Raw genomic sequence first — 14,114 nt, forward strand, 5'->3', positions numbered from 1 at the left:
GCGTGTGATCCCCTCGAGGTGAGCGAGCCGGTCAGCTCTGGGGCAGGGGCGTCGCGAAGCTGCTGACCGTCAGCTGGTCGATCAGCGGGGCGTACCTCGACCGGAGCGGCTCGCCCGGGAAGGTCTGCGACGCGTACGACCGGCCGTCGAAGTTCGGCTGCTCCTGCGACGAGAACCGGATCGTGTTCTCACCCGCCGCCAGCTTCATCGGGATCGTCAGCACCCAGAAGTTGTTCTGGTGGAACGTGTGCGGGAACAGCGTCGACTGGGCCGCGCCACCGTTGACGGAGATGTCCGCGCGCCGGGCGAGCGGGTCCGGGTTGTAGTGCGTCGCCGGCGACTGCTCCGGGTTGGAGTAGCGCACCCGCACCGCATACGTCCCGGCGACCGGCACCTGCACCCGGAACGTCAGGGCGTTGTCGTTGCCCGGCGTGCCGCCGATGCCGTCGACGGCCTTGCCACCGTTGGCCAGGCTCAACGCCGCGAGCGACGCAGAGCCGGTGCGCTGCGCGTCCTCCGCCTGGTAGGTGCTCGGGGCGAGCCGCCCCGAGCTGCCGCTCACGACGAGACGGTCGAGCACCGAGGACCTGCTGAGGCCGGTCACCGTGACCTTGTTGACGCCGCCGGAGAGCGAGACCGCCACCTTGCGCGCGGCCGCGGTGGCGACCATGACCTTCTGGCCGTTGACCGACACCGCTGCGTCGCCGGGTCCGACCATGCCGATGTCGAGGGTTGCCTCGGCGTCGTCACGTGAGTACACCCAGAAGGTCGCGGAGCCGCCCTTGGCCAGCTGCACCGCTCCCGCTCCCGAGATCGACGCCGGTGTGCCGGGCAGGCCGGAGTAGATCGCCTGCGCCCCGACGAGACTCGCCGTCTCGGCCTCGTAGATCGCCGCACTGGCCGCCGGGTTGGGCAGGGCGAGGTGGATGCGGTCGACGATGGCGTCTCCCTTGGTCGCCTTGCTGCCGTCCAGGCTCGTCGCGGCGAGCGCGATGACGTGCCGACCCGCACTGAGCTGAACCGTGGTGTCGGTGTGGTCCCACACCACCCACTTGTAGCCCAGGGGCAGGAACAGCTCCTGCTCGGCCGCACCGTCGACGCGGAGGAAGACGTTGGTCGGCCCCTGCTCCTGCACCTTGTCGTAGGTGTTGAACGAGTTGGCGAAGACGCCGAGGTCGTACCGGCCGTCCTTCGGCACGTCGACGGTGAAGGACAGCACGCCGTCCGAGCCGGTGCGCAGCCCGCCGACGTCGTACATGCCGGACGTGTAGAACTTCGACACGTCCTTCGGAGAGCCCTCCGGCCCGTTGCGGCTGTAGCCGCTCCCGGTGTAGGTCGCGTTCTCGGCCTCGTAGTCCTGCTGCCACAGGAAGGGCTTGACCGACGTCGGGTTGGCGACCCCGCTCGGGCTGAGCACGATCTCGTAGGCCGACGACTCCTTCAGCGTGGGCAGCGCCCCACCGTTGAAGTCGAACGCGACGGTGCCGTTCTGGACGGTGGTGTCGAGCTCGGCGACGGCTTGGGGCTGGGCGGAGTCGCCGATCTGGCCCGTCCAGGGGATCTCCCGGATCCATGCGTGCACCGAGGTCCCGAATGCCGCTGGCACGTGGTCGAACTGGATGTACGCCGGGCCGTCGGCGCCGCCGAAGATCGCGCGTGACTGCCTCTTGCTGTCGTCGATGGTGGCCAGGCCCTTGAGCGTGTAGTTCTGCCCGGGCATCGGAGGAGCGACGGCCACCGTGTCGCCGGTCATGCCGGCGTACGCGTTGTAGAGCCACCACTGTCCGTTGCCCCGGTTCGCCTGCACCGCGGAGTCGGAGAGGTTGCCGTCGATGTTCCAGTACGCGATGTCCGCGTCGACCTTCGAGTCCTCGATGGCCGACATCCACTGCACCATCTGGCCGGGCACGGACGTGTGGTAGTTGAACGCGTACTCGTTGATGTTGATCGGCAGCTGCCGGCCGTCGAAGGCGGTCCCTGCGAAGACCTCCTTCTCCCAGACCCGGTACCTCGCCACGCTGGTGCGGATCTGCTCAGGGTGGCTGAGCTCGTGCCACGTCATGACGTCGGGCACGGTTCCGGCCTGCACGGCGTGCTGCAGGAAGCCCTTGACCTGGGTGTAGAGGACGCTCGTGTTGGGGCCGGCGATCCGGGCGCTCGGCATCTTGCCCTTGATGAGGGCGTACGCGCGGTCCCAGGCGCTGAAGTAGTACTTCGGGTCGTTGAGCCAGCTGACCCTGTTGTAGCTCCAGTCGCCGGTGCCGAACATGTTGCCCTCGGGCTCGTTGAACGGCACGAAGACGACGTGCTGCTGGTACTTCGGGTCCAGGGTGAGCACCTGGTCGACCTGCTTCGACATCTTGGTCAGGAAGCCGGAGAGCTTCTCCTCCGGCGTGCTGCCCTCCCACTGGTAGGGGAACCCGCGGTAGATGTCGGTCATGTAGATGTACACGTCACCGCCCGTGCTGTCGGCGAGCGGCTTCACCACCTCGAGGGCGTCGGCGCCGGGGTGCTGCGGACCGTCCTGCGCCTTCGTGGAGACGGTGCGCAGCCCCATCCCCTCGATGAGGTTGCGGGTGGGTACGCCCTCGCCGTAGAGGCCGTACAGGGTGCCGGACGCGCCGCCGTGGAAGGCGCCGGTGCGCTTGCCCAGGTCGATGTGCATCTCGCCGGCGCGGATGACGGTGACGGTGGCCGTGACGGGGAACGTGTCCGCCGTCCCCGCCACCGTGAACGTGCCGGGGCTCGCGTACCGGTCAGCGGGCACCGCGTCCCAGGTGATGGGCACGTTGCGGTCGTAACCGTCCGTGAACGACCCCGGGGCGCTGGCGGGCAGCGCGGGCGCGGTGCCGACGAACGTCCTGACGTCGAAGCTGGTGGTCTTCACGGTGGTCAGCCTCGCAGCACCGTCACCGACGAGCTCGGCGACCTGGGGGCCCGACAGCGCGCTGCGGAAGATCTTGAAGTCATCGACGGCTCCTGCGAAGAAGGGATCGGGATAGAAGGACTTGCCGATGTAGCCACCCGTGGTGGCGGTCGCGTCGACGAGCTGGCCGCCGCTCACGGTCGTGGAGGCGGAGGCGACGGCGGCGCCGTCCAGGTAGGCGGTGATGCGGTCCGCCTGGTCGTCGAGGACGACCGTGACGGTCTTCCAGGTGTCCTTGGGCAGGGCGGCCAGGCCGGTGACCTGGGCCTCCGCCGCACCGCCACCGTTGGTGGTCACGGCTGCTCGGAAGTTGCCGTCGCCGTTCGACGGCGTCGCGAACACGTAGCGGCTCGTGTTGGTGCCGAGGGTGTAGATCCACTGCCACGGCGCGGTGCCGCCGTCCCAGCGGACGCGCGCAGAGATCGTGAGGTCGGTCGAACCGATCACGGGCGTGGCCGGGAGGCGCACGTACGCGGCCGCCGAGTTCGACGCTCCGCCAGGCAGTTTCAGTGCCGTGCCGTCGATGCCGTCGACCAGCGAAGCAGTGGAGCCGTTGACGAGCGTCGCGTCGGCGCCGTTGCCGGAGGAGTCGGCGATGCGACCCGTGGTGAGGTCGTCACCGAAGGTGTAGTGCACGGCGGGTGCCGGCACAGCGGCCGAGGCCGGCAGGCCGGTCGCGACGACGCTGGAGGTCGCGAGCAACCCGGCGACCAGAACCGTGGGGACGAGGCCCCGTGGACGTGGATGAGGACGTGGATGAGGCATGGGTGTCACTTCTCTCCTGATGGCGCACCAGCCTCGAGGGGGACCCGACTGGTGCCGAAGGGGTGGGCCGTGGTGGCGCCCTGTGGCGGGGCGCTGTGGACGGACGGGACGGCGGCAGCGCCGTCGACGCGGTCTCGGGGTCGGGTCAGCGGCGACCTCCTTGTCGTCGAACCGGTTCGATCCGCGCTCAAGGTAGCCACCCGTGTGCGCCGGCACAAGAGGTGTCTTACGCGTCGACTCGGCGTCGACTCAGGTGGCGTGAGCGCGCCCTTGCCGTTCGATCGAGCGCGAATCCCGTTGGGCAATAGAGACAAATGCCGTGCGCCAGCCTGTTCGACTTGGCGCAGCGCGAAATTCGCGCGGCCAGGTCTTGTCAGAAGCAGCACTTTCCGGCTACCTTTCGTCGAACCGGTTCGACTTGTTCGGACTGCCAGGTGGAGCAGACGACAGAAAGGGCGTGAGATGGGTCCGACCATCGGTGACGTGGCCAAGGCCGCAGGCGTGTCACGCAGCACCGTCTCGTACGCCCTGTCGGGCAAGCGGACCATCTCCGTCGAGACCCGCGAGCGCATCCAGGACGCCATCCGCTCGTTGGGCTTCACCGCCAACGCCGGAGCCCGGGCCCTCGCCACGAACCGCACGATGGTGCTCGGCCTGCTGCTGCAGTTCGAGCCGGACGAGTTCGCGCCGGCCATGCTGCAGTACCTGCTCCCCATCACCGATACCGCCCGGGCCAACGGCTACGACATCCTCATGGTCACGGACTCGGACGGACCGGCTGCGCTGCGGCGCATCACCGACTCGGGCATGGTCGACGGCGTCGTCCTGCTCGACGTGCTGCATGACGACCCACGCCTCCCCGTGCTCCGGGAGGCGCGCCAGCCGGGCGCGATGGTGGGTCTGCCTGCCAACACCGAGGACCTCGACGTCTACGACCTCGACTTCGGCGAGTCGGCGCGGATGATCGTCGACCACCTCTGCGAGCTCGGGCACCGCGAGATCGCCCTGATCAGCCCACCGGCGCACGTCTTCGAGCGCGGCGGGGCCTACGCCTGGCGCTTCCGCGACGCCGCGGTCGAACGAGCGGCGCGCCACGGGGTCCGACTGTTCCCCCACTTCGGGGAGGCAGACCAGGCGCAGATAGGCCGTTCGGTCAACGCGGTCCTGGACGCGCGGCCGGGGGCAACCGCCCTGGTCGTGCACAACGACACCACTGTCGCCATGCTCCCAGCGATCCTGAACGCGCGTGGCACCTCGGTTCCGGATGACCTCTCGGTCGTCAGCCTGTACTCGAGCGACTTCGCCCGGAACTTCTCGTTGCCCTACACCTTCGTCGAGTCGGCGCCCGACGTGCTCGGCCGGTCGGCGGTCGAGGCGCTGGTTCGCCGCGTCGAGCACCCGGACACGGCCGACGAGCCGGTCACTCGTTTCATCGCACCGGTTCTCGTCGACCGGGGCACCACTCGCTGAGTCGCTCCCTGGAGGGACCGGTCTCACCCCTCGCCCGGTATCGAACCGGACCGACACCCCAGCTCTCGGGTCCTTCACGGAGAAGACCCCGCATCACGTCATCAAGGAGGATTCGTGATCACCCACACCCACCGCACCGCGACGGCAGCCGTCGCAGGTCTTCTCGCAGTCGGCGCCCTCGCGGCGTGCTCGAGCGGCAGCTCGACAGCCTCCCCCGGGGGCACCGCCGGAGCCGCCGGCGGCACGTACACCTGGTGGGACCCGTACCCGCAGTACGACGCGTCATCCGACTGGGCCAAGGTCATCGACAGGTGCGGGCAGGCGGCCGGCGTGACGATGAAGCGCACGGCGTACGACACGACCGACCTCACCGGCAAAGCCCTGCTCGCCGGCCAGCAGGGCAGCTCGCCCGACCTGCTGCTCGTCGACAACCCCGTGGTCTCGACGCTCGCCGAGGCCGGCATCCTCACCACGACCAAGGACAGCGGCCTCAGCGTCGACGGCTTCGCGGCGAACATCCTCGCGGCCGGCCAGAGCGGCGGCGACACGTTCGGTGTCCCGATCGGCGCGAACACGCTTGCGCTGTACTACAACCCCAAGGTTCTGAAGAAGGCGGGCATCGACGCTGCCTCGGTCACGGACTGGGCGTCCCTCACCGCCGCGCTCCAGAAGGCGAAGGCCGCCGGCTTCAAGGGCATCACGTTCTCCGCCGTGGGCACCGAGGAGGGCACCTTCCAGTTCCTGCCATGGTTCTGGGGCGGTGGCGCCCAGCTGACCGACATCGGCAGCCCGAACGCGGTCGCGGCCCTGGACCTCTGGGCCGGCTGGGTCAAGAACGGGCTCGCCCCCAACTCGGTCATCAACAACACGCAGACGACGAGCTGGCAGGAGTTCCAGGCCGGCAAGATCGCGTTCGCCGAGAACGGCACGTGGCAGAAGGCCGATGCCAAGAAGAACGGCTTCGAGGTGATGCCACTGCCCGGCAAGGACGGCGGCACGGCCCCCGCGCCCACGGGCGGGGAGTTCCTCACCCTGCCGGTGCAGAAGGACACGGCCCGGTACGCCGTGTCGGCCAAGATCGCGACCTGCATGACCGACACGACCAACATCGTCGGCACCGACAACACGCTCAACTACATCGCGCCGACCGAGGCGGCCCAGAAGGAGCAGCTCGCCGCTGACGCCTCCCTCAAGCCCTGGGTGGACGCGGTGGGCGCAGCGAAGGGCCGCACCAGCGACAACCTCGGCACGAAGTACCCGAAGATCTCCGAGCCGCTCTGGACGGCCGTGCAGAGCGCCCTCACCGGGAAGTCGTCCGCGCAGGAAGCGCTCCAGCAGGCCCAGCAGGCGGCCAAGGAAGCCACGCAGTAGGCAGTCGTGGGGTGGGGAATGCAGCCGGAGATCCAGGAGACACCGAGATGAGCACGACACGAACGCATCCCGTCGCCCGCCGGGCGGACGAGGTGACCACTCGGCCCAGGATGTCGCCCCACGTGACCCGGCGCTCGTCGCGGACCCGCGACCGGGTCACCGCGGCAGCCTTCCTCACCCCATTGCTCGCGTACCTCATCCTCTTCTACGCGTTCCCGCTGTTCCGCAACCTCGACCTGAGCGTGCGCGGCTACACCGTGCGCAACTTCGTGCAGGGCGGTGCCCCGTTCATCGGGTTCGACAACTACGTCAAGGTGTTCACGTCGCAGACGTTCGTGCCCGCCCTGACGCACACGGCCGTGTTCACGTTCGTGTCGATCGCCTTCCAGTTCACCATCGGGCTCGCGCTGGCAGTCTTCTTCCACTCGAGCTTCCGGCTGTCGGCCACGCTGCGTGCCCTCTTCCTCGTGCCATGGCTGCTGCCCCTCATCGTCTCCGCCTCGACGTGGTCGTGGATGCTCAACAGCGACTCCGGGGTCGTCAACTCGCTCCTGCACGCGGTCGGCGTCTCCCCGGTCAACTGGCTCACCGACCCGAACATGGCCCTGGTCAGCGTCCTCGTCGCGAACATCTGGATCGGCATCCCGTTCAACCTCGTCATCCTCTACAGCGGGCTGCAGAACATCCCGAACGAGCTCTATGAGGCAGCGGCCCTCGACGGGGCGGGCGCGTGGCAGACCTTCTGGCGCGTGACGTTCCCGCTCCTGCGGCCCGTGTCGGCCATCGTGACGCTGCTCGGGCTCGTCTACACCCTCAAGGTGTTCGACATCATCTGGATCATGACCAGGGGCGGGCCGGCCGGCTCGTCGACGACGCTCGCGACGTGGACCTACCAGCTGGGGTTCGGCTCGCTGCTGCCGAACTTCGGGCCCGCGGCAGCCGTCGGCAACATCCTCATCGCTCTGGCCCTGCTCGCCGGGCTCGCCTACATCCGCCTGCAGCGGCGTCAGGAGGCGTGATGACCACGCGACGTTCGCCGTGGCGCACGGCCGTCGGCCTCGTGCTCACCGCAGTCATGCTGTTCCCCGTCTACTGGATGGTGAACGTCTCGCTCACCGCGACGACCGACATGCGCAAGGACCCCCCGAACCTCTTCCCGGTCAACCCGACGCTCGTGGGCTACCAGGCGGTGCTCGAGCAGCAGCTCCCCTTCCTGGCGACGAGCCTCGCCGTCGGGCTCGGCACGGTGCTGCTCACCCTCGCCGTCGCAGCTCCGGCCGGCTACGCCCTGGCCAAGCTGAGGCCGCGCGGCGAGGGGGTGTTGAGCTTCGTGCTGCTCAGCAGCCAGATGATCCCGGCGATCATCATGGCGATGGGGTTCTACGCCATCTACCTCAAGCTCGGCGTCCTCAACACTGTCGCCGGGCTCATCGTGGCCGACAGCACCATCGCCGTCCCGTTCGCCGTCATGGTGTTCACCGCCTTCATGCAAGGCATCCCCGACGAGCTCGTCAACGCCGCCAAGATCGACGGCGCGTCGCACCTGCGCACCTTCTGGTCGGTCATCATGCCGGTGAGCCGTAATGCCGCGGTGACCGTGTCGCTCTTCGCGTTCCTCTGGGCATGGTCCGACTTCATCTTCGCGTCGTCGCTCGACAACGGTGGCGACGCGAGGCCGATCACGCTCGGCATCTACGCCTACATCGGCAACAACAACCAGCAGTGGAACGCCATCATGGCGACCGCCGTCGTGGCCTCGATCCCCGCCACCGTCCTGCTCGTGCTCGCCCAGCGCTACGTCGCCGCCGGCGTCACGGCGGGCGCCGTCAAGGACTGACCCCCGCATCCGGCAGCCCCGACGACCGGGCAACGCCGTCGACCCTTCCGAGAGGACCGCAGTGCCATCCCTATCCGCCGTCGAGTTCGACGTCCGCGCCATCCCCTTCAGCACCCGTGGCGCCTGGCTCAACATCAGCCCGGTGGTCGGGCTGCACGAGTACGCCGACGACCTGCACCTCGTGGCCCATCGCAACGGGCACCGCAACGGCCTGACGCCCGTGGTGCGGCTGCTGCCGTGGCGCGGCGGTGCGCAGGCTCCCGCGACGACGACGGCCACGAGCTCGGTGCTGTCCTGGCGGGACGAGCAGGGCTACGTAGAGGCGGTGTTCGACGGGCCGGAGCTCGTCCGTCTCCGTGGCAGCGGGCTGGGCCTGCGCCTCGACGACGCCGCGCCAGGGCTCACGCCGTTCAGCGGCACGTACCTCTACCTCGACCCCGCCACGGGCGACCACGTCCTCACGTCGTACGAGACGGGGCTGCGCTACCGGGTCACCGTCCTGACCGGCCATTGCGAGGCGGTCGGTGCGGGCGCCCTCGGCAAGGCGCGTCGCGCCCTGACCGTCGGCGGCAACGGTGAAGCGTGGGAGATGGCGGTCGAGGAGTTCCGCACGTCGCGGGCCCCGCTGGTGCTCGCATCGACGTTCGACGAGGCCGTCGAGGCGGCCACCGCAGGCTTCTCCACGTACGTCGACCGTGTCGCACCCTGGCGCGACGACTCCACTCCCGCAGCGGCGCTCGCGGCATACGTGCTGTGGTCGGCCACGGTCGCGCCGGAGGGCTTCCTCCGGCGCGAGTCGGTGCTCATGTCGATGCACTGGATGGACAAGCTGTGGAGCTGGGACCACTGCTTCAACGCGCTCGCCCTCGCCAGTGGTGAGCCGGAGCTCGCCCTCGACCAGTTCCTCGCGCCGTTCGACCACCAGACGGACGAGGGCGCGCTGCCCGACTCGATCTCGCACTCCGAGCTGCTCTACAACTACGTCAAGCCTCCCATCCACGGCTGGACGTTCGAGGAGCTGCGGCCGCTCCTGCCCTCTCTTGACGAACAGGTGCTGGTGCAGGTGCGCGACAGGCTCGCTGCCTGGACGCGCTTCTGGCTCGACCACCGTCGGGCTCCGGGTCGCGCGCTGCCCTACTACCAGCACGGCAACGACAGCGGCTGGGACAACTCCACCACCTTCGACGCTGACCGCGTCATCGAGTCGCCGGACCTTGCCGCGTTCCTCGTCGTGCAGCTGGACGTGCTGGCCGACCTCGAGGAGCAGCTCGGTGACGCCGCGGCCGCTGCCGACTGGCGTGACGAGTCGGAGCGGCTGCTCGATGCGCTGATGACACTGTGGGACGGTGCCGCCTTCGTCGCCCGGTCGGCCAACACGGGGGAGGCGAGCAGCGCGAGCAGTCTGCTCAACCTCCTGCCACTGGTTCTCGGCGAGCGGCTGCCGGACGACGTGCGCAGTGCGCTCGCGCGTCGGCTCGGCGACCACCTCACTGCATGGGGCCCGGCAACCGAGCCACCGACGTCCCCTCACTACGAGCCCGACGGCTACTGGCGCGGTCCGATCTGGGCACCCTCCACGGTTCTCATCGAGAACGGGCTACGTCGCGGAGGGGACGTCGAGATCGCCGACGACGTCAGCGCGAGGTTCCGGCGGCTCTGCGAGACAAGCGGGTTCGCCGAGAACTTCGACGCGCTCACCGGTGAGGGGCTGCGCGACCGGGCCTACACCTGGACGGCCAGCGCCTACCTCCGGCTCGCCGCCGCCTCGGTGCAGGCGAAGGCGTTCGACGTCGGCGCCTCGTCGGGGAGGACCTCGGCCCGGTGAGCCGTGTCGGGGCGGGCGCGTGACGCCGCGCGCTGAGCGAGGGACGCACCGTCTCTCCTGAGACAGCGCTTTCCGAGATTCTCGAGCAAGTGGTTGTGCGGCGGTCGACGTCTGCCCTAGGGTATGGGAAAGCGCATTCCCAGCACCCGGAGGACGAGGAGCCAACATGGCGAACCACCGAGGTCAGGTGTCCGCATGACAGCCCCGGCACAGTCGCCCGTGCTCCAGACGCCCGAGCACGCGCCGGCCCCGGCAGGCAGGACACCCCGCCGCCTCAGGATGACGGCGCAACGGTGGAGACTGCGGGACCGGGCCGGCGTCCTGCTCCTCGCGCTTCCGGCGCTGACCCTGCTGTTCGTCTTCGCCTACATGCCCATGCTGGGCCTGGTCGTCGCGTTCAAGGCGTTCAACATCACCGACGGTGTCGCCGGCAGCCCGTGGGTCGGCTTCGACAACTTCACCTTCTTCTTCACCAGTGGTGACGCCGGGCGCGTCCTGCTCAACACCGTCGGGCTCAACACGCTGTTCCTGGCGGCAACGCTCCTCAGCGGGCTGCTCCTCGCGATCATGCTCAACGAGATCCGGTCCAAGTACCTGCGCAAGCCACTGCAGTCCGCCATCTTCTTTCCGTACTTCGTATCGCCGATCGTCGTCAGCGTGATCCTGCAGACCCTGCTCTCCGGGGTGGGGGGCTCCGGGGGAGCGGTCAACAAGATGCTCGGCTTCTTCTCGCTCCCCGACGTCAGCTGGTACACCGAGCCGGGCCCTTGGCCGTGGATCCTCACGGTCGTCAAGATCTGGCAGCTCGGCGGCTACACGTCAGTCATCTTCCTGGCTGCGATCACCGCCATCCCGGAAGAGGTCTACGAGGCCGGCGCCCTCGACGGAGCCTCCCGAGCGCGGATGGCCCTGCACATCACCGCCCCTCTCCTTCGCCCGACGGCCGCCATCCTGCTGGTCCTCGGCGTCGGACGCATCTTCTTCGGAGACTTCGGCACCATCTACGCCATCGTCGGGGACAACGGAACCCTCTTCCCGACCACGGATGTCATCGACACGTACGTGTTCCGGGCTCTTCGGTCGCAAGGCGACTTCGGGATGACCGCGGCCATCGGCCTCTTCCAGTCCGTCGTCGGCTTCCTCCTCATCAGCGTGGCCACTCTCATCAGCCGCCGCTACTCGCGCGAGTCCTCGCTCATCTGACCCTGGAGGCTGCCATGACGACAACGATCTCCCGCGACTCGCGCCAGGATCAGAGCCGAGCGTCCGCCGGCTCACCGGCCGCGGCACCGAGACGGTCCAGCAGGACCGAGCCCTTCACCATCGTCAGCCTGATCGGCGTGGGAGCCTTCGCGTTGTTCTGCCTCATCCCGCTGTGGATGATCCTGGCGGGCTCGCTGACCGACGAGAACAAGCTCTCGGTGGATGGCTACAGCTTGTGGCCCTCGCCGTTCTCCCTCAAGGCGTACTCGGCCATCGTGGCCGGCGGCGCCCTGTGGAAGGCCATGGGCGCAAGCCTGTTCATCACCATCATCGGCACCACGATCTCTCTCGTCGCCACGGCGGGGATCGCCTGGGCCATCGCTCGACGGGTGCCCAGGCTGAGCACGTCCCTCGCCGTCGTCGGCTACGTCCCGATGCTCTTCCATGGCGGTCTCGTGCCGCTCTACATCCTGGTGACCCAGTACCTGCACCTGCAGGACTCCTGGTTCTCGGTCATCCTGCCGCTGGCCGTCGCCCCTTTCCTCGTCTTCATCGGCGTCAGCTTCCTCGCCCAGCTGCCCAAGGAGATCCTCGAGTCGGCCCGCGTCGACGGAGCCGGCGAGCTGCGCACCTTCTTCCAGATCGTCCTGCCCCTGAGCAAGCCGATCCTCGCGGTCATCGGACTGTTCTATGCCGTCGCCTACTGGAACGAGTGGTTCATGGCGCTGCTGTTCATCACCGACCCCGAGAAGTTCCCCATGCAGCTCGTGCTCCAGAACCTGATCGCGAGCGTCTCGAATGCGGCAGGCATGATCCCGGCGAGCTCCGACGTGGCGCCGGTCTACCAGCTCCGGCTCGCGCTGACGGTGGTCACCATGCTGCCCATCCTCTTCGCCTACCCCTTCGCCCAGCGGTACTTCGTCAAGGGCCTCACGCTCGGCGCCACCAAGGGCTGAGCCTCGCACCACCCCGCAGTGCACCCGTCAGCGGCACCGAGCAACGGTGCGCCTCCATCTCAGAAAGGCACGTCATGTCCGAATTCCTCTCCGCCCCCGTCTCCCGGCGGTCCGTGCTCGGCGGGGCAGGTGGCATCTCACTCGCAGCCCTGCTCGCCGCTTGCAGCTCCGGCAGCGGCACCACCGCCGCTGGAGGCAAGTTCGCCGGGAACATGACCTTCCTGCTTCCCGGCACGGCCCCGGTCGGCTGGCAGACCGTGCTCGCCGCCGTGAACAAGCAGCTCAAGAGCGACCTCGGGTTCCAGGTCAACCCTCAGTTCATCTCATGGGCCGACTACTCGACGCAGTCGCTTCTGCGGTTCACCTCGGGCGCCAACTTCGACACCGCCCTGCAGGCCCGGTGGCTCGCCATGAACCAGCTCGTGAGCGACAAGGCCGTCATCGGGCTGAAGAGCCTCTACTCGTCGGGCAGGTTCGGCGACCTGACCAAGACGATCGACCAGCAGGTCATCGACGCGAACACGTGGAGGGGCGAGCTCTACGGCATCCCGCAGGTCAACGGCGCCGCCCGCATCCACCACCACATCATCCGCCAGGACCTCGCCGAGCAGGTCGGTGCCGACGAGATCACGAGCTTCGACCAGCTCGAGAAGTTCTGGTACGACGTCAAGCAGAAGAACCCGGGGATGATCCCCTTCGGCCTGTCGTCGAACAACACCCGCAACAGCGTGTTCGGGCCGATCACGCCCGTGCTCAACCCGTATGCGTGGGAGAACCGCCAGCTGAGCGCCGTCAACTTCACCGGAGAGTCCCTGTGGTTCTCGCTCAGCCCTGCCGGGCCGGCCACGGGCAGCTCGGACCCCGTCCCCTTCTGGGAGGCCGAAGGAGCCCTCGACGGACTGAACCGGGCCCGCAGGTACTACCTCGACGGCATCATCAACCGGGACATGCTCAACGCCGACTCCAAGGCCGTGAGCGGCCTGTTCGCCGCCGGGAAGTACGCCACGGCGTTCGCCATCACCGACGGTGGTTCGTCGAACGCCATCATCGCTCTGTCCAAGGCGGTCCCGCAGGCGAAGCTGGCCAACGTCATGCCCCTCAAGGGCGGCCTCGGGAGCAAGCCGTACCAGACCTTCCAGTCCGACAACTTCGTCGTGCTCAACGCCCGCGGCCAGAGCCACGAGGCCGCCATGCAGCTGCAGAACTGGCTGTCGGTCAAGAAGAACCACGACCTCATCAGCTACGGCATCGAGGGCACGGACTGGAAACCCGACGGCGACGACGGCATCGAGCGGGTGTCGACCTACGACTTCCCCGGCTTCGCGCTGTGTTGGCGAGTCCCCCTGGAGCGCAAGCCCGTGACGATGACGGAGTCGGAGGAGAAGATCTTCGAGTGGTCCAAGGACCCGAAGAACTTCGAGCTCGACCCGTACGCGTCGTTCGTCCCCGACGTTACCCCGGTGAAGAACGAGAACACCCAGCTGGCGGCCGCGGTCACGCGTTACTGCAAGCCACTGTTCGCCGGTGCCGTCGACGTCAACCAGGGCCTCGACGACCTCAAGAAGGCGTGTGACCGGGCGGGCCTGGCCAAGGTCCAGGCGGAGCTGGCCAAGCAGGCCGACGCGTACCTGAAGACGAAGAAGTCCTGAACGACTGGGCAGTCCGGCTCGCGAGTCCAGCCCAGACGCAGGCCCCGGGTGTCCACACACGTGGACCCCCGGGGCTCCGCCCTACGACCACCCCCTGTTTCGCGCGATCGGT

Annotated in this window: 9 protein-coding genes; 8 read left to right on the forward strand and 1 reads right to left on the reverse strand. The window is 68.4% G+C overall.

Going from position 1 to position 14,114, the window contains the following annotated elements; translation table 11 throughout:
* Positions 1-31: 31 nt before the first annotated feature.
* The gene (locus tag H9I49_RS22695) at positions 32-3,628 is read right to left on the reverse strand and encodes a LamG-like jellyroll fold domain-containing protein (protein ID WP_255524223.1); all 3,597 of its coding nucleotides are present in this window, start codon (positions 3,626-3,628) and stop codon (positions 32-34) included.
* Between the two features lie 525 nt (positions 3,629-4,153).
* On the opposite strand from H9I49_RS22695, the gene H9I49_RS22700 reads away from it, so the two are divergent.
* The 8 genes from H9I49_RS22700 (at position 4,154) to H9I49_RS22735 (ending at position 14,002) form a co-directional block, all read left to right on the forward strand.
* Positions 4,154-5,161 (forward strand): LacI family DNA-binding transcriptional regulator, encoded by a 1,008-nt coding sequence (locus H9I49_RS22700; protein WP_188032680.1) that lies wholly within the window; start codon positions 4,154-4,156, stop codon positions 5,159-5,161.
* 114 nt (positions 5,162-5,275) lie between these two features.
* Positions 5,276-6,532, forward strand: coding sequence for an extracellular solute-binding protein (locus H9I49_RS22705; protein WP_188032681.1), 1,257 nt, complete (start codon positions 5,276-5,278; stop codon positions 6,530-6,532).
* A gap of 47 nt (positions 6,533-6,579) precedes the next feature.
* Positions 6,580-7,551 carry a carbohydrate ABC transporter permease gene (locus tag H9I49_RS22710; RefSeq protein ID WP_188032682.1) on the forward strand — a complete coding sequence of 324 codons (972 nt, stop codon included), beginning with the start codon at positions 6,580-6,582 and terminating at the stop codon, positions 7,549-7,551.
* Positions 7,551-8,369, forward strand: coding sequence for a carbohydrate ABC transporter permease (locus H9I49_RS22715; protein ID WP_188032683.1), 819 nt, complete (start codon positions 7,551-7,553; stop codon positions 8,367-8,369). The genes H9I49_RS22710 and H9I49_RS22715 overlap by 1 nt, the downstream gene beginning before the upstream one ends.
* 61 nt (positions 8,370-8,430) lie before the next feature.
* Positions 8,431-10,194, forward strand: a complete 1,764-nt coding sequence (locus H9I49_RS24650; protein ID WP_188032684.1) for a trehalase family glycosidase — start codon at positions 8,431-8,433, stop codon at positions 10,192-10,194.
* Between the two features lie 195 nt (positions 10,195-10,389).
* Positions 10,390-11,397: an ABC transporter permease subunit gene (locus H9I49_RS22725; RefSeq protein ID WP_223129134.1), complete on the forward strand. Its 1,008-nt coding sequence runs from the start codon at positions 10,390-10,392 to the stop codon at positions 11,395-11,397.
* 14 nt (positions 11,398-11,411) lie between these two features.
* Positions 11,412-12,353, forward strand: a complete 942-nt coding sequence (locus H9I49_RS22730) for a carbohydrate ABC transporter permease (RefSeq protein WP_188032685.1) — start codon at positions 11,412-11,414, stop codon at positions 12,351-12,353.
* 74 nt (positions 12,354-12,427) lie between these two features.
* Positions 12,428-14,002, forward strand: coding sequence for an ABC transporter substrate-binding protein (locus H9I49_RS22735; RefSeq protein WP_188032686.1), 1,575 nt, complete (start codon positions 12,428-12,430; stop codon positions 14,000-14,002).
* Positions 14,003-14,114 lie beyond the last annotated feature (112 nt).

The organism is Terrabacter sp. MAHUQ-38 (genome assembly GCF_014518425.1).
Taxonomy (GTDB): Bacteria; Actinomycetota; Actinomycetes; order Actinomycetales; family Dermatophilaceae; genus Terrabacter.

Coding starts and splice junctions, on each gene's coding strand:
- H9I49_RS22725 (WP_223129134.1), top strand. CDS start 10,390: ATGACAGCCCCGGCACAGTCGCCCGTGCTCCAGACGCCCGAGCACGCG.
- H9I49_RS22700 (WP_188032680.1), top strand. CDS start 4,154: ATGGGTCCGACCATCGGTGACGTGGCCAAGGCCGCAGGCGTGTCACGC.
- H9I49_RS22710 (WP_188032682.1), top strand. CDS start 6,580: ATGAGCACGACACGAACGCATCCCGTCGCCCGCCGGGCGGACGAGGTG.
- H9I49_RS22735 (WP_188032686.1), top strand. CDS start 12,428: ATGTCCGAATTCCTCTCCGCCCCCGTCTCCCGGCGGTCCGTGCTCGGC.
- H9I49_RS22715 (WP_188032683.1), top strand. CDS start 7,551: ATGACCACGCGACGTTCGCCGTGGCGCACGGCCGTCGGCCTCGTGCTC.
- H9I49_RS22730 (WP_188032685.1), top strand. CDS start 11,412: ATGACGACAACGATCTCCCGCGACTCGCGCCAGGATCAGAGCCGAGCG.